This window comes from Streptomyces sp. NPDC017979 (assembly GCF_044328175.1).
Lineage (GTDB): Bacteria > Actinomycetota > Actinomycetes > Streptomycetales > Streptomycetaceae > Streptomyces.
Genome location: NZ_JBIRGU010000004.1, coordinates 307,994 through 328,294, shown reverse-complemented (window position 1 = coordinate 328,294; position 20,301 = coordinate 307,994). Strand labels below are relative to the sequence as shown.

At 72.3% G+C, this 20,301-nt stretch carries 19 protein-coding genes; 10 read left to right on the top strand and 9 right to left on the bottom strand.

The genetic code is table 11. The annotated features are described in order from the left end of the window. Position 1: 1 nt before the first annotated feature. From ACH4E8_RS14380 to ACH4E8_RS14355, 6 genes are all read left to right on the top strand, one after another. The gene (locus tag ACH4E8_RS14380; protein WP_398447837.1) at positions 2-334 is read left to right on the top strand and encodes an urease subunit beta; all 333 of its coding nucleotides are present in this window, start codon (positions 2-4) and stop codon (positions 332-334) included. Then, on the top strand, positions 327-2,048 hold the full coding sequence (locus ACH4E8_RS14375) for an urease subunit alpha (protein ID WP_398447835.1): 1,722 nt from the start codon (positions 327-329) through the stop codon (positions 2,046-2,048). Before ACH4E8_RS14380 ends, ACH4E8_RS14375 begins: the two co-directional genes overlap by 8 nt. Before the next feature lie 29 nt (positions 2,049-2,077). Further along, positions 2,078-2,779, top strand: a complete 702-nt coding sequence (locus ACH4E8_RS14370; RefSeq protein ID WP_398447833.1) for an urease accessory protein UreF — start codon at positions 2,078-2,080, stop codon at positions 2,777-2,779. Positions 2,780-2,884: 105 nt separating this feature from the next. Continuing rightward, the gene (ureG, locus tag ACH4E8_RS14365) at positions 2,885-3,565 is read left to right on the top strand and encodes an urease accessory protein UreG (protein ID WP_398447831.1); all 681 of its coding nucleotides are present in this window, start codon (positions 2,885-2,887) and stop codon (positions 3,563-3,565) included. Continuing rightward, complete coding sequence (locus ACH4E8_RS14360) at positions 3,562-4,305, top strand: urease accessory protein UreD (RefSeq protein WP_398447830.1); 744 nt, start codon at positions 3,562-3,564, stop codon at positions 4,303-4,305. Before ureG ends, ACH4E8_RS14360 begins: the two co-directional genes overlap by 4 nt. A gap of 160 nt (positions 4,306-4,465) precedes the next feature. Further along, on the top strand, positions 4,466-6,043 hold the full coding sequence (locus ACH4E8_RS14355; protein WP_398447829.1) for an alpha/beta hydrolase: 1,578 nt from the start codon (positions 4,466-4,468) through the stop codon (positions 6,041-6,043). A gap of 72 nt (positions 6,044-6,115) precedes the next feature. Here the strand turns inward: ACH4E8_RS14355 and ACH4E8_RS14350 are convergent, their stop codons facing one another. Further along, positions 6,116-6,823, bottom strand: a complete 708-nt coding sequence (locus ACH4E8_RS14350; RefSeq protein ID WP_398447828.1) for a lysophospholipid acyltransferase family protein — start codon at positions 6,821-6,823, stop codon at positions 6,116-6,118. A gap of 300 nt (positions 6,824-7,123) precedes the next feature. Here ACH4E8_RS14350 and ACH4E8_RS14345 point away from each other — a divergent pair, with 300 nt between their 5' ends. Further along, positions 7,124-7,750, top strand: coding sequence for an ATP-binding protein (locus ACH4E8_RS14345; RefSeq protein ID WP_398447827.1), 627 nt, complete (start codon positions 7,124-7,126; stop codon positions 7,748-7,750). Between the two features lie 126 nt (positions 7,751-7,876). On the opposite strand, the gene ACH4E8_RS14340 is transcribed toward ACH4E8_RS14345, so the two are convergent. From ACH4E8_RS14340 to ACH4E8_RS14325, 4 genes are all read right to left on the bottom strand, one after another. Continuing rightward, positions 7,877-8,845 carry a cytochrome c oxidase assembly protein gene (locus ACH4E8_RS14340; protein ID WP_398447826.1) on the bottom strand — a complete coding sequence of 323 codons (969 nt, stop codon included), beginning with the start codon at positions 8,843-8,845 and terminating at the stop codon, positions 7,877-7,879. A gap of 132 nt (positions 8,846-8,977) precedes the next feature. After that, positions 8,978-10,003, bottom strand: coding sequence for a 6-phosphofructokinase (locus tag ACH4E8_RS14335; protein WP_398447825.1), 1,026 nt, complete (start codon positions 10,001-10,003; stop codon positions 8,978-8,980). A gap of 155 nt (positions 10,004-10,158) precedes the next feature. Next, positions 10,159-10,890: a type 1 glutamine amidotransferase gene (locus ACH4E8_RS14330; protein WP_398447824.1), complete on the bottom strand. Its 732-nt coding sequence runs from the start codon at positions 10,888-10,890 to the stop codon at positions 10,159-10,161. A 51-nt stretch (positions 10,891-10,941) separates the two neighbouring features. After that, the gene (locus tag ACH4E8_RS14325) at positions 10,942-12,180 is read right to left on the bottom strand and encodes a MurT ligase domain-containing protein (protein ID WP_361545864.1); all 1,239 of its coding nucleotides are present in this window, start codon (positions 12,178-12,180) and stop codon (positions 10,942-10,944) included. Positions 12,181-12,293: 113 nt separating this feature from the next. Between ACH4E8_RS14325 and def the strand changes: the two genes are divergently transcribed. Then, positions 12,294-12,830 carry a peptide deformylase gene (def, locus tag ACH4E8_RS14320; RefSeq protein ID WP_398447822.1) on the top strand — a complete coding sequence of 179 codons (537 nt, stop codon included), beginning with the start codon at positions 12,294-12,296 and terminating at the stop codon, positions 12,828-12,830. A 34-nt stretch (positions 12,831-12,864) separates the two neighbouring features. On the opposite strand, the gene ACH4E8_RS14315 is transcribed toward def, so the two are convergent. Further along, positions 12,865-13,557 carry a TetR family transcriptional regulator gene (locus tag ACH4E8_RS14315; protein WP_398447820.1) on the bottom strand — a complete coding sequence of 231 codons (693 nt, stop codon included), beginning with the start codon at positions 13,555-13,557 and terminating at the stop codon, positions 12,865-12,867. A gap of 166 nt (positions 13,558-13,723) precedes the next feature. On the opposite strand from ACH4E8_RS14315, the gene ACH4E8_RS14310 reads away from it, so the two are divergent. After that, positions 13,724-14,965: an acyl-CoA dehydrogenase family protein gene (locus ACH4E8_RS14310; protein ID WP_398447818.1), complete on the top strand. Its 1,242-nt coding sequence runs from the start codon at positions 13,724-13,726 to the stop codon at positions 14,963-14,965. Between the two features lie 332 nt (positions 14,966-15,297). Here the strand turns inward: ACH4E8_RS14310 and ACH4E8_RS14305 are convergent, their stop codons facing one another. Genes ACH4E8_RS14305 through ACH4E8_RS14295 form a run of 3 tightly spaced genes read right to left on the bottom strand, consistent with a single transcriptional unit; the run spans position 15,298 to position 19,246 of the window. Beyond that, a complete protein-coding gene (locus tag ACH4E8_RS14305; RefSeq protein ID WP_398447816.1) occupies positions 15,298-15,789 on the bottom strand; it encodes a glutathione peroxidase in 492 nt (163 codons plus the stop codon). 36 nt (positions 15,790-15,825) lie between these two features. Next, positions 15,826-16,704, bottom strand: coding sequence for an acyl-CoA thioesterase (locus ACH4E8_RS14300; protein ID WP_398447814.1), 879 nt, complete (start codon positions 16,702-16,704; stop codon positions 15,826-15,828). A 28-nt stretch (positions 16,705-16,732) separates the two neighbouring features. Next, positions 16,733-19,246 carry a DEAD/DEAH box helicase gene (locus ACH4E8_RS14295; protein WP_398447812.1) on the bottom strand — a complete coding sequence of 838 codons (2,514 nt, stop codon included), beginning with the start codon at positions 19,244-19,246 and terminating at the stop codon, positions 16,733-16,735. Positions 19,247-19,415: 169 nt separating this feature from the next. Between ACH4E8_RS14295 and ACH4E8_RS14290 the strand changes: the two genes are divergently transcribed. Further along, positions 19,416-20,207 (top strand): metal-dependent hydrolase, encoded by a 792-nt coding sequence (locus ACH4E8_RS14290; RefSeq protein WP_398447810.1) that lies wholly within the window; start codon positions 19,416-19,418, stop codon positions 20,205-20,207. The last annotated feature ends 94 nt before the right edge of the window (positions 20,208-20,301 follow it).

Sequence of the window (20,301 nt, the reverse complement as noted above, 5' to 3'; positions counted from 1 at the left end):
GGTGATCCCCGGAGAACTGCGCTGCGCCGAAGGGCCCGTACGCATCAACGAAGGGCGCGACGTCACCCGCGCCCTGGTCGTCAACACCGCCGACCGGCCCGTCCAGGTCGGCTCCCACTACCACTTCGCCGAGGTCAACCCGGGCCTGGAGTTCGACCGGGCCGCGGCCTGGGGGCGGCGTCTGCACATCGCCGCCGGCACCGCCGTCCGCTTCGAGCCGGGGATCCCCGTGGAGGTGGAACTCGTGCCGATCGCCGGGGCGCGGACCGTGCCGGGGCTGCGCGGCGCGGCCGGCGGCGCGCTGGACGCCGAGGGCGGAGCCGACCGTGGCTGAGCTGAGCAGACGGGCGTACGCGGACCTCTACGGCCCGACCACCGGCGACCGGGTCCGGCTCGCCGACACCGACCTCTTCGTCCAGGTCGAAGAGGACCGCAGCGGCGGACCCGGGCGCGCCGGCGACGAGGCCGTGTTCGGCGGCGGCAAGGTGATCCGCGAGTCCATGGGGCAGGCGCGCACCACCCGCGCCGATGGCGCGCCCGACACCGTCGTCACGGGGGCGCTCGTCATCGACCACTGGGGCGTGGTCAAGGCGGACATCGGCATCAGGGACGGTCGGATCACCGCGCTGGGCAAGGCAGGGAACCCCGACACCATGGACGGCGTCCACCCCCGCCTGGTGATCGGCCCCGAGACGGAGGTCATCGCCGGCAACGGACGCATCGTCACCGCGGGCGCCGTCGACGCGCACGTCCACTTCATCTCGCCCACCCTCGTCCACCAGGCGCTGGCGACCGGGGTCACCACCCTCGTCGGCGGCGGCACCGGGCCGGCCGAGGGCAGCAAGGCCACCACCGTCACCCCCGGCCCCTGGCACCTCAGCCGGATGTTTGAGGCGCTGGACGGACTGCCGGTCAACGTCGGGCTGCTCGGCAAGGGCAACACCACATCGCGCGAGGCCATGCACTCCCAACTGCGCGGCGGCGCCGTCGGGTTCAAGATCCACGAGGACTGGGGCGCCACCCCCGCGGTCATCGACGCCTGCCTGGAGGTCTGCGAGGGGAGCGGGGCCCAACTCGCCATCCACACCGACACCCTCAACGAAGCCGGCTTCGTCCAGGACACCCTCGCCGCGATCGCCGGCCGCACCATCCACGCGTACCACACCGAAGGCGCCGGGGGAGGGCACGCACCCGACATCATCTCGGTCGTCGGCGAGCCCCACGTCCTGCCCAGCTCCACCAACCCGACCAGGCCGCACACCGTCAACACGGTCGACGAGCACCTGGACATGCTGATGGTCTGCCACCACCTCAACCCGGCCGTGCCCGAGGACCTCGCCTTCGCCGAGTCCCGCATCCGCCCCACCACCATCGCGGCGGAGGACGTCCTGCACGACCTGGGCGCCATCTCGATCATCTCCTCGGACTCCCAAGCCATGGGGCGCATCGGCGAAGTGGTGCTACGGACCTGGCAGACCGCGCACGTGATGAAGAGGCGGCGCGGCCCGCTGCCCGGCGACGGGCCCGCCGACAACCACCGGGTCCGCCGCTACGTCGCCAAATACACCATCAACCCCGCGATCGCGCAGGGCATGGCCGCCGAGATCGGCTCGGTCGAGCCCGGCAAGCTCGCCGACCTGGTGCTGTGGGAGCCGGCCTTCTTCGGCGTCAAACCGCTGCTGGTGCTCAAGGGCGGACAGATCGCGTACGCGCAGCTGGGCGACGCCAACGCATCGATCCCCACTCCCCAACCCGTACTGCCGCGACCCATGTTCGGGGCGCTCGGCCGGGCCGGGTCCACCGGCTCCCTCACCTTCACCTCCGAAGCGGCGATCGCCGACGGACTGCCCGAACGGCTCGCCCTGCACAAGCCCTTCGTCCCCATCGCCGGCACCCGACGGCTCACCAAGGCCGCGATGTGCGAGAACGACGCCCTGCCCCGGGTCGTCGTCGACCCCGACACCTTCGGCGTCACCATCGACGGCGAACGCGTCGAGCCCGCGCCGGCCGCGGAACTCCCCATGGCACAGCGCTACTTCCTCTTCTAGGACCACCTCATGAAAACGCGATGGACGCCATGAACACATCCGACGGCGAACGAACGGGGGAGGGCGGGACGAGCCGGGCCGCGCTCCTCGTCCTCGCCGACGGACGCTTCCCCGCCGGCGGGCACGCCCACTCGGGCGGCGCCGAAGCCGCCGTGCGCGCCGGCCGCATCCACGACGGCCCGTCCCTGGCCGCGTTCTGCCGCGGCCGGCTGCACACGACCGGGCTGACCTCGGCAGCCATCGCCGCCGCGGCGACGATCGGCCACGACCCGCTCGCGCTCGACGACGCCGCAGACGCCCGCACCCCGTCCCCGGCGCTGCGCGCCGCCGCCCGCAGGCTCGGCCGCCAACTGCTCAGGGCCGGGCGCGCCACCTGGCCGGGCCCGCGCCTCGACGCGCTCGCCGCGGCCCGCCCGCGCGGCGCGCACCAGCCGGTGGTGTTCGGGGTGCTGGCCCTCAGCGCCGGCATCGGGCCGAAGGACGCCGCCGGCGCCGTCGCGTACGAGACCGTCAGCGGCCCCGCCACCGCCGCCGTACGCCTGCTGGGGCTCGACCCCTACGAAGCGACGGCGGTGCTCGCCAGGCTCGCGCCCGAGTTGGACGAGGTCGCGGAGCGCGCCGGCGCGGCAGCCCACCGCGGGGTGGACGCCCTGCCCGCCGCCTCAGCCCCGCTGCTCGACATCACCGCGGAGCAGCACGCGACCTGGCCCGTACGCCTCTTCGCCTCCTGACGCCACCGCCATCGCCACCGCCATCGCCACCGCCGACGTCGAGACGCCTGCCGCCTGCCGACGCCCTCGACCAACAAGCAGAACCGACCCGAACAGGAGCCGCCCGTGCACCTCGACAGCCACCGCCACGACCGCGCCGCCGCCGTCAGCGCCGATGCCCGACGCCCCGACGGCGGTCGGCGCGCCCTGCGGATCGGCCTCGGCGGCCCCGTGGGCTCCGGCAAGACCGCGCTGGTCGCGGCCCTGTGCGCGGCCCTGCGCGAGCGGCACTCCCTCGCCGTCGTCACCAACGACATCTACACCCGGGAGGACGCCGACTTCCTGCTGCGCGCCGCGGTGCTGCCGCCCGAGCGCATCCAGGCCGTGGAGACCGGCGCCTGCCCGCACACCGCGATCCGCGACGACATCTCCGCCAACCTCGAAGCCGTCGAGGACCTGGAGGACGCCGTCGGCCCGCTCGACCTGATCCTCGTCGAGTCCGGCGGCGACAACCTCACCGCCACCTTCTCCCGCGGATTGGTGGACGCCCAACTCTTCGTCATCGACGTCGCCGGCGGCGACGACATCCCCCGCAAGGGCGGCCCCGGCGTCACCACCGCAGACCTGCTCGTCGTCAACAAGACCGACCTCGCCCCGTACGTCGGCTCCGACCTGCGACGGATGGCCGACGACGCCCGTGCGCAGCGCGGCGAACTCCCCGTCGTCCTCACCTCCCTGCGCGAACCCGACGGGGCCGCGCCGGTGGCCGACTGGGTGCGCGCCCGGCTCGCCGACTGGACCGCGTGAGCGTCCGGGCGACGGCCCGCGTCGTCGCCGACCGGACCGGACTGCCGGTCCTCGCCGGCGCCGGGCCGCTGGCCCCGCGCCGCACCCGATCGCTGACCCCGGGACGGCAGCGGGTCGTCATCGTCGGCGCGATGAGCGCCCCGCTCGGCGGCGACCGGCTGGCCGTCGAGACCGAGGTGCGCGCGGGCGCCCGGCTGGAGGTCGGCTCCGCCGCCGCGACGCTCTCCCTGCCCGGCCCCACCGGTGCGCCCGCCCACTACGACCTGCACCTCACCGTCGGCGACGGCGCCCGGTTGCACTGGCTGCCCGAGCCCGTCGTCTGCGTCCGCGGCAGCGACCTGCGCACCGCCACCCGCGTCGAACTCGCGCCCACCGCCCGGCTCGTCCTGCGCGAAGAACACGTCCTCGGCCGCCACCGGGAGGAGCCCGGCACGGTGTGGAGCCGGCTCACCGTCCGACGCGCCGGACGCACCGTGCTCGACCAGGAGGGCCGGTACGGCCCCGGTGCGCCCGGCGGCTGGGACGGCGGCGCCGTCATCGGCGGCCACCGGGCCGTCGGCCAACTGCTGATCGTCGACCCCGCGTACGAGACCGAGCCGCCGCGCGCCCGGCTCCTCGGCGACACCGCCGTCCTCACTCCGCTCGCCGGCCCGGCCGCCCTCGTCACCGCCGTCGCACCGGACGCCCGGCTGCTGCGGGCGGTCCTGGACGCCGCGCAGCGCGCCGAAGACCGCGGCTGACCAGGCGAAGCGCCCGAAACGGACCGTCAGCACTGCACCGCTGAGCGGGACTCGGCGCACCGGTTATGGGTTAGGTAAAGAACACGCGTACGACCTGTTCCCCAAGCCCCCTCAGACGGAAGGATCCCCGAAGGACTGGACGACAGAAGGGGAGTTCCACGTGAGACGCACAGCGGTGCTCGGCTCGGCCGGCACTCTGATGGCGGGCACCCTCATCGCGGGCGCCATAGCCGCCCCCACCGCCAGCGCGAGCGGGGGTCGCGGCGGCCACCTGGAGGAGCGCGGCGTGAACATCGCCGCCGAACGCGCCGCCGACCGGGGCGTGGCGTGGGCGGACTGCCCCGCCGACTGGGGGCTCCCCAAGCCGATCCAGTGCGGCACCGTGACCGTGCCGCTGGACTACCAGCGCCCGAACGGCCGACAGATCACCATCACCGTCGACCGGATCGGCAACACCGGCACCCCGGCCGAACGCCAGGGCGCCCTGTTCTACAACCCCGGCGGCCCCGGCGGCTCCGGACTGCGCTTCCCCACCCGGGTCACCGGCAAGAACCCGATCTGGGCGAACGTCGCCAAGGCGTACGACTTCGTGGGCTTCGACCCGCGCGGCGTCGGCCGCTCCACCCCGATCTCCTGCGTCGACCCCCAGGAGTTCGTGAAGGCCCCCAAGGCCGACCCGGTGCCCGACAGCGAGGCCGACAAGCGGGCCCAGCGCAAGCTCGCCGCCGAGTACGCGGACGGCTGCGCCGAGCGCAGCGGGTGGATGCTGCCGCACATGACCACCGCGAACACCGCCCGCGACCTGCACGTGCTGCGGGCCGCGCTGGGCGAGCGGAAGCTGAACTTCCTCGGCGTCTCCTACGGCACCTACCTCGGCGGCGTGTACGCGACCCTCTTCCCCGGCCACGTCCGCCGCATGGTCGTCGACTCCGTCGTCAACCCGTCCCGGCAGAAGATCTGGTACCAGGCCAACCTGGACCAGGACGTCGCCTTCGAGATGCGCTGGAACGACTGGAAGGCGTGGGTCGCCGCGAACGACGCCACGTACAAGATCGGCGACACCCCGGCGAAGGTCGAGGCGCAGTGGCAGAAGCTGCGCGCCGCGGCCAAGAAGGCGCCCCTCGGCGGGGTCGTCGGACCGGCCGAGCTGACCGGCTTCTTCCAGAGCGCGCCGTACTACGACTCCTCTTGGGCGCCCGTCGCGCGCGTGTGGAGCAAGTACGTCGCCGGTGACGTGCAGGCGCTCGTCGACGCCGCGGCACCGGACATGGCGGACACCGCGGGCAACGTCCGCGCCGAGAACGGCAACGCCGTCTACACCGCCGTCGAGTGCGCCGATGCCAAGTGGCCCACCGACTGGCGCCGCTGGGACCGCGACAACACCCGACTGCACCGTGACTACCCCTTCATGACCTGGGCGAACGCCTGGATGAACCTGCCGTGCGCGACCTGGTCGACCCGCCAGGGTCCGGCCGTGGACGTGAAGTCCGGCAAGGGGCTGCCGGGCGTGCTGATCGTGCAGGCCGAGCGGGACGCCGCCACCCCGGTCGGCGGCGCCTACGAGCTGCACAAGCGGCTGAAGGGCTCGCGCCTGATCATGGAGAAGAACGCCGGTTCGCACGGCGTCACCGGCATCGCCAACGCCTGCGTCAACCAGCGCGTGGACGCGTACCTGCTCAGCGGGGCGCTGGACGACCGCAACGTCACCTGCGACCCGCACGCGGTGCCGAAGCCGTAACGTCGCGGCCTCGAACACGCCCGTGGGGCGGCCGGAACACCTCCGGCCGCCCCACGCGCACACCTCGCACGGTCACGTCGCGCGGCGTTCGGCCTTCTTCGCCTCTTCCAGTTCCGCCTTCACCTCGGACGCGTACCGGTCCACGTACTCCTGGCCGGACAGCTTGAGGACGGCGTACATGATCTCGTCGGTGATCGCCCGCAGCACCGCCTTCTCGTTCTCCATCCCGGCATAGCGCGAGAAGTCCAGGGGCTCGCCGAAGCGGACCGTGACCCGCCGGACCTTCGGCAGCCGCTGGCCCGGAGGCTGGATCTCGAAGGTGCCCACCATCGCGCAGGGCACCACCGGCACCCCGGCCCGCAGCGCCATCACCGCGACGCCGACCTTGCCCTTGTAGAGCCGCCCGTCGTGCGAACGGGTGCCCTCCGGATAGATCCCCAGCAGCTCGCCCTTGCTCAGCACCCCGAGCCCCTCGCGGATCGCGGCCTGCCCCGCCTCCTTGCCGGAGCGGTCCACCGGGATCTGGCCCACGCTGTGGAAGAACGCGGCCGTCAGCCGCCCCTTGACGCCGGGCCCGGTGAAGTACTCCGCCTTCGCCAGGAAGGTGATGCGCCGCTTGAGGATCGCCGGCATCAGGAAGTGGTCCGAGAACGACAGGTGGTTCCCGGCGACGATGGCCGCGCCCTCCTCGGGGACGTGCTCCAGACCCTCGATGCGGGGGCGGAACAGCAACCGCAGCAGCGGCCCCAGGAAGACGTACTTGAGCACGTTGTAGAACACGGCGGGGTGCTCCTTCACAGGAGGGACGGGCGGTGCGGAGCCGGGCTTGGCCGTCCCTGGGGCCTGTCGTACGGGCGGTGGGAACGCGGTCATCCTATGTGCGCACACCGCCCCCTGGTAGCCGCCCGCGACCGCGGCCGGCCCGGCTGCTCCACCCGGGCGACGGAAGGGGACGTGTTGCGGCGAACGGCCCCCGGGGTCACCCTGGTCAGTGACCCAGAAGCGTTAGGCGTGCACTCTCCGTCACCCGGGGGTCCCGACGTTGGAGAGGACGGCCCGGCGCGGTGAGGAGCCACGGCCATGCACAGTGAGGCCGCCTGCCGCTACACCATGGAAGTGCAGGCAACCTTGGAGCGGATCCCCCAGGTCCGCCGGATTCTCGCGGCGCACCTGCGCCATTGGGACCTCGAAGCCCACGTAGGTCCGGTGTGCCGGGCCGTCGACGCCCTGCTGCAGAACGTCGTCCGACACGTTCCGGGCGACCGGACGTGCCGGATCGAGCTGCGTTGGACCGGTCGGCACCTGATCACCTCGGTGGCCGACCGCGACCCGCGCCTGCCCCGGATGACCAGCTCCTGCCCGACGAAGGGCGGGCTCGCCGCCGTCGCGCACCTCAGCGACAGCTGGGGCACCTGCGGCACCGACGAGGGCAAGGTCATCTGGTTCACCCGACGCGTCAAACAGGCCGAGCACCTACGGCGCGCCGTTCGCGCCCCGGTGGCGCCGGTGCCCGCCAGCGCGCCCCTGCCGACCGTCGACGGCACGGCGGGGGACGCGTGGCGCGACGGCCCGAGTACGGCCCGAAGGAACCAGCGGATCGTTTTTGCAGATCAGTTCCCGCGGGCCGCGACCACGCCGACGGTCAGCAGCGTGAGCACCACGCAGCCGAACCAGAGCCAACCGTTGCTCCCGAGCGCCGCCGTGTAGGCGGTCACGACCACCACGGTCGACACGGTGAGCACACCCATCGTTCTCGTGGCACCCGACATGCGCGTCCTCCCTGGACGACGACCACTCCGTGGGCCAATCGTCACCCGACACCCGCGTCGAGCGCTACCGCCCGGCCGGCCGTCGCTCGCCGCGGGCGTGCAGCGAGGCGAGATAGGCGTTGTACGCCGCCAGCTCCTTGTCGCCGTCCCGGTCGGCCGCACGGTCGGTGCGCCGCGCCTGCCGCTGGTCCGAGCGGTACCACTGGTACACCAGCGCGATCAGCACCAACACCGACGGGATCTCGCTGAACGCCCACGCGATGCCGCCCGCCGCGCTCTGGTCCGCCAGCACGTCGATCCCCAGCGACGCCGGCGGGTTCTCGTACGCCTCGACCATCGGGGAGCTCGCCATCATCAGGGCGATCCCGAAGAAGGCGTGGAACGGCATCCCAGCGAACAGCTCCAGCATCCGCATCACGTACCCCGGCCGGTGCGGCCCCGGGTCCACGCCCATGATCGGCCAGAAGAAGACCAGGCCCACGGCGAGGAAGTGCACCATCATCCCGATGTGCCCCGCCTTCGACCCCATCAGCGTGTCGAACAGCGGGGTGAAGTACAGGCCGTACAGGCTCGCGATGAAGATCGGGATGGTGAAGACGGGGTGGGTCACGACCTTCATGTACCGGCTGTGCAGCAGCGCCAGCAGCAGCTCCCGCGGCCCGGTCCGACCCCGGCCCGCCACCGGCAGCGCCCGCAGGGCCAGCGTCACCGGCGCGCCCAGCAGCAGCAGGATCGGCGACACCATGCTGATGATCATGTGCTGCACCATGTGCACGCTGAACATGACCATGCCGTAGTCGTTGAGCTTGGTGCACATCGCCACCAGCACCGTGAGCACGCCGAGCACGAAGAAGACCGTGCGGCCCACCGGCCACGCGTCACCGCGCCGCACCAGGCGGACCACGCCCCAGCCGTACAGCGCCAGCGCCAGCAGACCGCCGACCAGGAAGAACGGCTCGGGGGAGAGTTCCAACCCCCGCTCCAGCGTGAACGGCGGCAGGTCCATCGACGTGCCGTGCCCGCTGTGATCCATCCGGTGGCTCCCGATTCGTGCATACATCCAGGCGGTGCGCTTGCCGAACCAGAGTAGAACCGCCCCCGGCCGGGACTTCGGCCGGGGGCGGTTCCACGGAGCGTCGGGCCTGCCGGCCGTGCGCCTACGCGTTCACAGGACGCACTCGGCCTCGGCGTACCGCTCCTGCGGAACGGTCTTCAGCGTCTCCACGGCCCGGCCCAGCGGGACCATCGTGATGTCCGTACCGCGCAGCGCGGTCATCATGCCGAACTCCCCGCGGTGCGCCGCCTCCACCGCGTGCCAGCCGAACCGGGTCGCCAGCACCCGGTCGTACGCCGTCGGGGTGCCGCCGCGCTGGACGTGGCCGAGGATCACCGGCCGCGCCTCCTTGCCGAGCCGGCGCTCCAACTCCGTGGAGAGCTGTCGGGCGACACCGGCGAAGCGCTCGTGGCCGTAGACGTCCTTGTCGCCCTCGTCCCACGCCATCGTGCCCTCGCGGGGCTTCGCGCCCTCCGCGACGACGACGATCGCGAACCGCTTCCCGGCCTCGAACCGGGCACCGACCCGGCGGGTCAGCTCCTCGATGTCGAAGGGGCGCTCGGGCACCACGATGGCGTGCGCGCCGGCCGCCATGCCGGAGTGCAGCGCGATCCAGCCGGTGTGCCGGCCCATGACCTCGACGATCAGCACCCGCTGGTGGGACTCGGCGGTCGTCTTCAGCCGGTCCAGCGCTTCGGTCGCCACGCCCACGGCGGTGTCGAAACCGAAGGTGACGTCGGTGGAAGCGATGTCGTTGTCGATCGTCTTGGGGACGCCGACGATCGGCAGCCCGCCCTCGGACAGCAGGTGCGCGGCCTTCAGCGTGCCCTCGCCGCCGATCGGGATCACCGCGTCGAGGCCGAGGTCGGCGCAGTGGCCCTTGGCCCGCTCAACCCCGTCGCGCAGGTGCTCGGGCCGCACCCGGGACGAGCCGAGGATGGTGCCGCCGCGTGCGAGGATGCCGCCCACCGCGTCCAGGTCGAGCTTGCGGTAGTCGCACTCCAGGAGGCCCTTCCACCCGTCGTGGAAGCCGATGACCTCGTCACCGTGGTCGACGACCGCACGGTGCACGACGGAACGGATGACGGCGTTCAGACCGGGGCAGTCGCCGCCGGAGGTGAGCACACCAATGCGCATTGCCCGAATTACCTTTGCAACGTGGGCCGACACCCGGACCACGTCGTCCGGTTTGATCGACGCTCACCCTACCGGCGCACGGCGCCCCGGAACGAATGGGCGTCCGGCAGATGGGACGCCCCCCGGCCCGGGCGCGGTGCCCGGACGCAGGAGGACTACGCCGGCTGCTGCGTCGCCGTGGTGATCCGCTCGTTGCGCAGCGCGTCGTACCAGCGGTCGTCGAGCGACGGCAGCGCGTTCACGTCGAGCGCCAGCTTCAGCAGCAGGTCAGCGATGAGCGGGTTGCGGGCCATCACCGGGCCGTGCATGTACGTGCCGAAGACGGTGTCGTTGTACGCGCCCTCCGTGCCGTCGCCCGTGCCGTTGCCCCGGCCGAGGACCGTCCGGGCGAAGGGGCGGGCGGTGGGGCCGAGGTGGGTGACGCCCTGGTGGTTCTCGAACCCGGTGAGCTGCGGCAGCCCGAAGCGGGGGTCGATGTCCGCGAGGACGTCGCCCACGCAGCGCTCGCCCTCGCCCCGGGTGGAGACCACGTCGATCAGTCCGAGGCCCGGCTCGCGCTGCCCGAGGTCGTTGATGAACTCGTGGCCGAGGATCTGGTATCCGGCGCAGACCGAGAAGATGATCGCGCCGTTCTCCGCCGCCCGGTTCAGCCCGCCGTCGCGGCGCAGCCGCTCGGACGCCAGCCGCTGCGGACGGTCCTCGCCGCCGCCGATCAGGTAGATGTCGCCGGACGTGGGGATCGGCTGGTCGCTGCGCACGTCGATGCGCATCACGTCCAACCCGCGCTGGCGGGCCCGGCGCTCCACGACCAGCGCATTGCCCTGGTCGCCGTAGGTGGACAGCAGGTCCGGGTAGACCCAGACCAGCCGCAGGCTGCTGTCGGCCATGCTCGAAAGCCTTTCTCAGTCGTCGCAGTGCTGCCTTGGGAGGGGTCCGGATCAGTTGCCGACGCGGCGGCGGACGTCCTGGAAGGCGGTGTAGTTCCCGATCAGCTCGATCCGCCCGGGCGGCGCCATCGCGACGGCCTGGTCGACGGTGTCGCAGACCCGGAAGTCCTGGCCCGCGACCTCCAGCCGCACCGCCAGGTCGAGCCGACGGTCACCGATGACCATGATCGGGTGGCCGGTGAGCCGGGTGTAGTCGACGTCCCAGAGCCAGGAGGTGTCGGTGCCGTCGGCGCCGCGCGCGTTCACCGCGAGGATCACCGGGGTGGGCGGCGGGTCGATCAGGGAGAACGTCTCCAGCCAGCCGGCCGGGTTCTTCGCGAGCAGCAACCGCAGCTCGCGGTTCTCGAAGTGCACCACGTCGTAGCGGCCGGCGACGGCCTGGACCTGGTACATCCGCTCCAGCGCGACCTGCGGCGGCACGCCGAAGCAGGCGGCGACGGCGGCGGAGGTGGCGGCGTTCGCCTTGTTGGCGCGACCGGGCAGCTGGAGGTGGATCGGCCAGGCGGAGCCGTGCGGGTCGAGCACGTGGTCACCGCTGAGGACCCAGCTCGGGGCGGGTCGGCGGAAGCCGCACTCGCCGCAGAACCAGTCGTCGCCCGGGCGCTGCATCACACCGCCGCAGGACGGGCAGGACCAGGCGTCGTCCTTCCACTCCTGGCCCGCGGCGACCCACACGACGTGCGGGGACGAGGACGCGGCCCACACCACCAGCGGGTCGTCCGCGTTGGCGATCACGGTGGCCTTGGTGCCCGCCAGTCCCTCGCGCCACTTCTCCGCCAGCATCCGGGTCTCCGCGGCGCGGTCCAACTGGTCGCGCGAGAGGTTCAGCAGCGCGACCGCCTTCGGCGTCACGTCGCGCGCCACGCCCGACAGGTACTTCTCGTCCACCTCGATCACACCGAACTTGGCGTCGGAGCCGCCCGCGAGCGCGGAGGTGATGCCGGCGGGCATGTTGGCGCCGAGCGCGTTGGAGACCACCGGGCCCGCAGCCCGCAGGGCCTCGGCGATCAGTCGCGTGGTGGTGGTCTTCCCGTTCGTGGCCGACACGAGGACGACGTCCAGGTGCTGCGCCAGCCGCCCGAGCAGGTCGGGGTCGAGTTTGAGCGCCACCCGGCCGCCGATCACCGAACCGCTACCGCGTCCCGCCGCGCGTGACACCGCCGCCGCTGCCTTGCCCGCTGTCACGGCGAGCTTGGCGCGAGGCGTCAGTGGCTCCGAGTTGCTGGACATCGTCCTTGATCCTCCTTGCATCGGTCGCCCCCAGCCTATCCAGGTCCGGGCCGCCACCTGTACCGCGGCACCGCGGCGGACGTGCACACCGACCGGAACGTACGCTTGCGCGCATGCGAAACCGGCCGATCCCCGGCAGTTCCGGACGCGTACGGCCCTTGAGCCTGCTCGGCGACCCGGTCCTGCACGCCCCCTGTGAACCCGTCACCGACTTCGGCCCCGAACTGCACGGGCTCGTCGAGGACCTGTTCGCCACGATGTACGCGGCGCGCGGGGTGGGGCTGGCGGCCAATCAGGTGGGGGTCGGGCTGCGGGTGTTCGTCTACGACTGCCCCGACGACGAGGACGTGCGTCACGTCGGGCACCTGGTCAACCCCCGGTTGGTGGCGGCCGACGGGGTGGAGGTGCGCGGCCCCGAGGGCTGTCTGTCGCTGCCGGGCCTGGAAGCGGGGACGTCGCGGTACGACCGGGCGGTGGTCGAGGGGACGACGGTGGCGGGCGAGCCCGTCAGCGTCACCGGCACCGGCTTCTTCGCCCGCTGCCTGCAACACGAGACCGACCACCTCGACGGCGTCGTGTACGCCGACCGCCTCTCGGGCTGGCGCCACCGCAAGCTCCGACGGGCGGTGGCGCGGTCGCGGTGGTCGTAGGGCGGGTGCGCGGTCGCAGCGCGCTCGGGGCGGGTCAGAAGCCGGGGCCGCCCGCGCGGTCGGAGGCCGCGGCGAGCCTGCCCCACAGCAGGTCCGCGAGGCCGGTGACGAGTTCCGCGCGGGAGCAGGGGCGCTCGCCGAGCCACCAGTCGCCGGCCGCGTGCATCATGCCGACGATGCCGTGGCCCCAGACGCGGGCCAGCCGTTCGGCGTCCGGGCCGAGGTCGACGCGGTCGTGGATGACCTGCGCCAACTCCTCGCCGAGCCGTCGCAGCAGCGGCGCGGAGTGCCGGCCGACGTCGAAGCGCGCCTCGGTGCCCGGTGCGGGCTCGGCGCCGGCGCTGCCGACGGGGTGCGGGGCGTCCGCGGGGTCGTCGGCCGGGTGCATCAGGAAGCGGTACACCTGGGGACGCGCCTCGATCGCGGCCAGATAGGTGTCGAGCGTCGCCTCCACCCGCTCGCGCCGGTCCGCCGGCGCGTCGAGCGCCGCGCGCAGGGAGGCCAGCAGCGCGTCCGTGTGCCGTTTGGCCAGCGCCCGGTACAGACCGCCCTTGTCGCCGAAGTGCCGGTAGAGGATGGGCTTGGTGATGCCGGCCTCGGCGGCGATCGCGTTCATGGACGCGCCCGGGCCGTCCCGCAGCACCACCCGGTCCGCCGCCTCCAGCAGTTCGCGCCGGCGCCGTTCGGCCGACCGGTCCTGTTCGGCCGACTGCCGTGTGGTCTCCATCGTCGATCTCCCCGCCCGAGCCAATTGCGTCACGCCTGCGCAAACTAACACCCCCGCGCGGGCGCAGTGTTCGCGACCGGGACCGGTTGACACGCTCTACTACGCGGTAACAGACTGCGGTTACCGCAAGTAACGTGCGGCAGGCGTTCGCATTCCTGGAGGGGACATGGCGGAGTTCGCATTTGAACTCAACGACGAACAGAAGCAGGTTCGCGACTGGCTGAACGGCTTCGCCTCGGACGTGATCCGCCCGGCCGCCGCCGAGTGGGACGAGCGCGAGGAGACCCCCTGGCCGGTGATCCAGGAGGCGGCCAAGGTCGGCATCTACTCGCTGGACTTCTACGCCCAGCAGTTCTTCGACCCGACCGGGCTCGGCATTCCGCTCGCCATGGAGGAGTTGTTCTGGGGCGACGCCGGCATCGCCCTGTCCATCGTCGGCACCGGGCTCGCCGCGGTGGGCGTGCTCGCCAACGGCACCGACGAGCAGATCGGCACCTGGATCCCCCAGATGTACGGCGACGTCGACGACGTCAAGCTCGCCGCGTTCTGCTCGTCCGAGCCCGACGCCGGCTCCGACGTCGGGGCGATGCGCACCCGCGCCGAGTACGACGCGGCCAAGGACGAGTGGGTGCTCGACGGCACCAAGACCTGGGCCACCAACGGCGGCATCGCCAACGTCCACGTCGTCGTCGCGGTCGTCGACCCGGCGCTCGGCACCAAGGGCCACGCGTCCTTCATCGTCCCCCCGAACACCCCCGGCCTGAGCCAGGGCCAGAAGTTCAAGAAGCACGGCATCAGGGCCTCGCACACGGCGGAGGTGGTCCTGGACGGCGTACGGGTCCCCGGCCACTGCCTCCTCGGCGGCAAGGAGAAGCTGGACGAGCGGCTGGCCCGGGCCCGGGAGCGGGCGAAGAACGCGGCGGCGGGAGCGGGGGACGAGCGGGTGAAGAACGCGGCGATGGCGACGTTCGAGGCGTCCCGCCCGGCCGTCGGCGCGATGGCGGTCGGCACCGCCCGCGCCGCGTACGAGGTCGCCCTCGACTACGCGAAGACCCGCACCCAGTTCGGCCGCCCCATCATCGACAACCAGGGCGTCGCCTTCCAACTCGCGGACATGCGCACCCAGATCGACGCGGCGCGGCTGCTGGTGTGGCGGGCGTCGTGGATGGCGGCGACGGGCCAGCGCTTCACGGCGGCGGAGGGCTCGATGTCGAAGCTGTACGCCAGCGAGGTCGCGAAGAAGGTCACGGCGCAGGCGGTGCAGATCCTCGGGGGCAACGGGTTCACCCGGGAGTACCCCGTGGAGCGGATGCACCGCGATGCGGCGATCTACACGATCTTCGAGGGCACGAGCGAGATCCAACGCCTGGTCATCGCCCGCGCCCTCTCCGGCGTCCCCATCCGCTAGCTCTTTGCGGGAGCGCCCGCGCCCCGGGACACCCTCGCCGTTTCCCCGCGGGAGCGTTCGTCTCCGCGGGTCCGCCGTGGCTGTTCGCGCAGTTCCCCGCGCCCCTAAAAGACCTCCGCCTCCGGCCCGCGGAGAAGGTGACGGGGCAGCGAAACAGGGGCGCTGGGGTTCCCCCCATGCCCTCTGGGCATAGGGGGTGGAACTGCGCGACAAGCCCACCACCAGGCCGCAGCGACCAGGGCACCTACAGGGAAACGGCGCGAATGCCAGACGCCGCCGGGCGCCGCGCAGCAGAAGCGGCGAGGGCTTCTGTGGGCGTGAGCGCGCGGAGGCTACTCGGGGAGGCGGGCGGTGATCGCCGCGAGGACCTCGGGGGACTCCGGGTCCGTGCGGGGGCGGAAGCGGGCCACCACCGTGCCCTCCCCGTCCAGCAGGAACTTCTCGAAGTTCCACTGGACGTCACCCGCCTCGCCCTCCCCGTCGGGCGCCTTCGTCAACTCCGCGTACAGCGCGTGCCGCCCCGCCCCGTTCACCTCGGTCTTGGCCAGCACGGGGAAGCTCACCCCGTACGTCGCCGAGCAGAACGTCCCGATCTCCTCCGCGCTGCCCGGCTCCTGCCCGCCGAACTGGTTGCACGGCACGCCGACGACGGTGAAGCCGCGGTCGGCGTACTGCTTCTGGAGCCGTTCGAGCCCCGCGTACTGCGGCGTCAGACCGCACTGCGAGGCCACGTTCACCACCAGGACGAGCGAACCCCGGTACGCGCCCAGGGACGTGGGCTCACCGGTCAGCGTCTGGAGCGGGATGTCGTGCAACGTGGTCATGCTTCGTCTCCTCAGGTCCTCGGGATGCTGGAACGCTCACCGGTCCAGCGGGCGGAACAGGCCCTCCTGCACCACCGACACGAGCAGTTCGCCCGCGCGGTTGTAGATGCGGCCGCGGGCCAGCCCGCGGCCGCCCGTCGCGATCGGGGACTCCTGGTCGTACAGGAACCACTCGTCCGCGCGGAAGGGGCGGTGGAACCACATGGCGTGGTCCAGCGACGCCATGTCGTAGCCCCGCGGGCCCCACAGCGGTTCGACCGGGATGCGCACCGCGTCCAGCAGCGTCATGTCGCTGGCGTACGTCAGCGCGCAGGTGTGCACCAGGGGGTCGTCCCCCAGCGGTCCCACCGCGCGCATCCACACCGCGCTGCGCGGGTCGGACTCCTTCTCCTCGACCTCCGCCGGGCTCCAGCGCAGCCGCTCGGTGTAGCGGATGTCGAACGGCTGTCGGCGCGCCATCCGCTCCAGCGCCTCCGGCAGCGCGCCGAGGTGGGCCCGGATCTCGTCCGGCAGCCGCGGCAGGGTCTCGGGGTCGGGGAAGTCCAGCCGGGGCGGCAGTTGGTGCTCGATGCCGCCCTCCTCCGGCCGGTGGAAGGAGGCCGTCAGGTTGAAGATCGTCCGGCCCTCCTGCACCGCGGTGACCCGGCGCGTGGTGAACGACCTGCCGTCGCGGACCCGTTCGACCTGGTAGACGATCGGCACCCCGGGCCGGCCGGGCCGCAGGAAGTAGGCGTGCAGGGAGTGCACCGGGCGCTCCCCGTCCGTGGTGCGGCCCGCCGCCACCAGCGCCTGGCCCGCGACCTGGCCGCCGAAGACCCGCTGGAGCGACTCGTTCGGGCTCAGCCCGCGGAAGATGTTCACCTCGATCCGCTCCAGGTCGAGCAGGTCGACCAGGCGCTCCGCCGGGTTCGTCATCGCACGCCTCCCATGGCCGTCCCGCCCCTCACAACTGCCCGACGGACGTGACGCGCACGACCGCCCGGCCCTCTTCGTCGGAGGCCGCGAGGTCGACCTCGGCGCTGATGCCCCAGTCGTGGTCGCCGTTCGGGTCGGCGAAGACCTGCCGCACCCGCCACAGTCCGTGCGGCTCGTCCTCTTCGATCAGCAGCAGCTTGGGGCCGCGGGCGTCGGGCCCGGTGCCCAGCTCTTCGTACTCGTCCCAGTACGCGTCCATCGCCTCGCCCCAGGCGTCCGCGTCCCAGCCCGCGTCGGCGTCCAACTCGCCCAGCTCGCCCACCTTGTCCAGGGCCGCCAGCTCCACCCGGCGGAACATGGCGTTGCGCACCAGCACCCGGAAGGCGCGGGCGTTCGCGGTGACCGGGCGGACCTGGTCGGCCTTCTCCTGGGCCTCCTCGGCGGTCTCCACCTCCGGGTTGGCCAACTGCTCCCACTCGTCCAGCAGGCTGGAGTCCACCTGGCGCACCATCTCGCCGAGCCAGGCGATCAGGTCCTGGAGGTCCTCGGACTTCAGGTCGTCCGGGATGGTGTGCTCCAGCGCCTTGTAGGCGCCCGCCAGATAGCGCAGGACGATGCCCTCGGTCCGCGCCAGCTCGTAGAACGAGGTGAACTCGGTGAAGGACAGCGCCCGCTCGTACATGTCGCGGACGACGGACTTCGGCGAGACCGGGTGGTCACCGACCCACGGGTGGCTCTTGCGGTACACGTTGTACGCGTGCCACAGCAGCTCCTCCAGGGGCTTGGGGTACGTCACCTCCTGGAGCCGCTCCATCCGCTCCTCGTACTCGACGCCGTCCGCCTTCATCGCGGCCACCGCCTCGCCGCGCGCCTTGTTCTGCTGGGCCGCGAGGATCTGCCGCGGGTCGTCCAGGGTGGACTCCACGACGGAGACCATGTCGAGCGCGTACGACGGCGACGCCGGGTCCAGCAGCTCGAAGGAGGCCAGCGCGAAGGTGGACAGCGGCTGGTTGAGCGCGAAGTCCTGCTGGAGGTCGACGGTCAGCCGCACGATGCGGCCCTGCGCGTCCGGCTCCGGCAGCCGCTCCACCACCCCGCCGTCCAGCAGCGACCGGTAGATCGCGATGGCGCGGCGGATGTGCCGGAGCTGGTTGCGACGCGGCTCGTGGTTGTCCTCCAGCAGGTGGCGCATCGCGTCGAAGGCGTTCCCCGGCCGGGCGATCACCGACAGCAGCATGGTGTGCGTGACGTTGAACCGGCTGGTCAGCGGCTCCGGCTCGGAGTCGATGAGCTTCTCGAACGTCGTGTCCGACCAGGCGACGAAGCCCTCCGGGGCCTTCTTGCGGACCACCTTGCGGCGCTTCTTCGGATCGTCGCCGGCCTTCGCGAGGGCCTTCTCGTTCTCGATGACGTGCTCGGGCGCCTGCGCCACCACCAGGCCCGCGGTGTCGAAGCCGGCGCGGCCCGCGCGGCCGGCGATCTGGTGGAACTCCCGGGCCCGCAGGGTGCGCACCCGAGTGCCGTCGTACTTGGTCAGGGCGGTGAACAGCACCGTGCGGATGGGGACGTTCACCCCCACGCCGAGGGTGTCCGTGCCGCAGATCACCTTCAACAGGCCCGCCTGCGCCAACTTCTCCACCAGTCGACGGTACTTGGGCAGCATGCCGGCGTGGTGCACGCCGATGCCGTGCCGGACGTAGCGCGACAGGTTGCGGCCGAACTTCGTGGTGAAGCGGAAGTTCCCGATCAGCGCGGCGATCTGCTCCTTCTCCTCGCGCGAGCACATGTTGATGCTCATCAGCGACTGCGCCCGCTCCACCGCAGCGGCCTGGGTGAAGTGCACGATGTACACCGGCGCCTGCCGGGTCTCCAGCAGCTCGGTGAGGGTCTCCGTGATCGGGGTGCGCCGGTACTCGTACGACAGCGGGACCGGGCGGGTCGCCGAGCGGACCACCGCAGTGGGGCGACCGGTGCGCCGGGTGAGGTCCCCCTCGAAGCGGGAGACGTCGCCGAGGGTCGCCGACATCAGCACGAACTGTGCCTGCGGCAGCTCCAGCAGCGGGATCTGCCACGCCCAGCCGCGGTCCGGCTCCGCGTAGTAGTGGAACTCGTCCATCACGACCTGGCCGATGTCGGCGTCCTTGCCGTCGCGCAGCGCGATGGAGGCCAGCACCTCGGCGGTGCAGCAGATCACCGGGGCGTCCGCGTTCACCGACGCGTCACCGGTGAGCATGCCGACGTTCTCGGTGCCGAAGATCTTGCACAGGTCGAAGAACTTCTCCGACACCAGCGCCTTGATGGGCGCGGTGTAGAAGGTGACCTCGTCACGGGCGAGGGCGGTGAAGTGCGCGCCCGCCGCCACCAGCGACTTACCCGAGCCGGTGGGCGTGGACAGGATGACGTTCGCGCCCGAGACCACCTCGATCAGCGCTTCCTCCTGCGCCGGGTAGAGCGAGATGCCCCGGCCCTCGGCCCAGGATGAGAAGGACTCGAAGAGGGCATCGGGGTCGGCGTCCGGCGGCAGCTGATCGATAAGGGTCACGCCCCCATCTTGCCTGGCTCGGGGCCGCACCTTCACCCCGGTTCGGGATCCGCCGGGCGATCGGAAGATCACGAAAGGTACCCTGACGCGTCAACTGGCTTCACCACAACAGCGACAGCCGTACGCAGGCCACCGGGTGCGCGTACGGCCACGGGGCGGGGATCACACCATGATGGGACCGGCGCACTCACTCTCCGGGGCGGCGGCTTGGCTCGGGGTGGGCGCGGCGACCGCCGCGGCCGGTCACCCCATGCCCTGGCCGGTGCTCGTGGTCGGCGCGCTGATCTGCGCCGGGGCGGCGCTCGCGCCCGACCTCGACCACAAGGCGGCGACGATATCGCGGTCCTTCGGCCCGGTGTCCCGGACCCTGTGCGAGATCGTCGACAAACTCTCGTACGCCGTCTACCAGGCGACCAAGAAGCCCGGCGACAAACGGCGCACCGGCGGCCACCGCACGCTGACGCACACCTGGCTCTGGGCGGTCCTGATCGGCGGCGGCGCGTCCGCCCTGGCCGTGACCGGCGGCCGGTGGGCCGTCCTCGCGATCCTCTTCGTCCACCTGGTGCTCGCGGTCGAGGGGCTGCTGTGGCGGGCCGCGCGGGTCTCCAGCGACGTCCTGGTGTGGCTGCTGGGCGCCACCAGCGCGTGGATCCTCGCCGGGGTGCTCGACAAGCCGGGCAACGGCTCCGACTGGCTGTTCACCGCGCCCGGGCAGGAGTACCTGTGGCTCGGGCTGCCGATCGTCCTCGGCGCGATCGTGCACGACATCGGCGACTCCCTCACCGTCTCCGGCTGCCCGGTCCTGTGGCCGATCCCGATCGGCAGCAAGCGCTGGTACCCCGTCGGGCCGCCGAAGGCGCTCCGGTTCCGCGCCGGGAGCTGGGTGGAGATCAAGGTGCTGATGCCGGTCTTCATGCTGCTCGGGGGAGTGGGCGGGGCAGCGGCGCTCAACGTGATCTGACCGACGGCCGGGTGCCGCGGGGGGCGATGCGGAGCGTTCCGGTCCGGGCACGGGAGCGTCACCGCTTTGCCACGGAGCCCGGGCGGTACGCGCA

What these genes read in the sequence shown, in the direction of transcription:
- ACH4E8_RS14370 (WP_398447833.1), top strand. Translation starts at nt 2,078, where the DNA reads ATGAACACATCCGACGGCGAACGAACGGGGGAGGGCGGGACGAGCCGG.
- ACH4E8_RS14345 (WP_398447827.1), top strand. Translation starts at nt 7,124, where the DNA reads ATGCACAGTGAGGCCGCCTGCCGCTACACCATGGAAGTGCAGGCAACC.
- ACH4E8_RS14340 (WP_398447826.1), bottom strand. Translation starts at nt 8,845, where the DNA reads ATGGATCACAGCGGGCACGGCACGTCGATGGACCTGCCGCCGTTCACG.
- ACH4E8_RS14335 (WP_398447825.1), bottom strand. Translation starts at nt 10,003, where the DNA reads ATGCGCATTGGTGTGCTCACCTCCGGCGGCGACTGCCCCGGTCTGAAC.
- ACH4E8_RS14330 (WP_398447824.1), bottom strand. Translation starts at nt 10,890, where the DNA reads ATGGCCGACAGCAGCCTGCGGCTGGTCTGGGTCTACCCGGACCTGCTG.
- ACH4E8_RS14325 (WP_361545864.1), bottom strand. Translation starts at nt 12,180, where the DNA reads ATGTCCAGCAACTCGGAGCCACTGACGCCTCGCGCCAAGCTCGCCGTG.
- def (WP_398447822.1), top strand. Translation starts at nt 12,294, where the DNA reads ATGCGAAACCGGCCGATCCCCGGCAGTTCCGGACGCGTACGGCCCTTG.
- ACH4E8_RS14315 (WP_398447820.1), bottom strand. Translation starts at nt 13,557, where the DNA reads ATGGAGACCACACGGCAGTCGGCCGAACAGGACCGGTCGGCCGAACGG.
- ACH4E8_RS14310 (WP_398447818.1), top strand. Translation starts at nt 13,724, where the DNA reads ATGGCGGAGTTCGCATTTGAACTCAACGACGAACAGAAGCAGGTTCGC.
- ACH4E8_RS14305 (WP_398447816.1), bottom strand. Translation starts at nt 15,789, where the DNA reads ATGACCACGTTGCACGACATCCCGCTCCAGACGCTGACCGGTGAGCCC.
- ACH4E8_RS14300 (WP_398447814.1), bottom strand. Translation starts at nt 16,704, where the DNA reads ATGACGAACCCGGCGGAGCGCCTGGTCGACCTGCTCGACCTGGAGCGG.
- ACH4E8_RS14290 (WP_398447810.1), top strand. Translation starts at nt 19,416, where the DNA reads ATGATGGGACCGGCGCACTCACTCTCCGGGGCGGCGGCTTGGCTCGGG.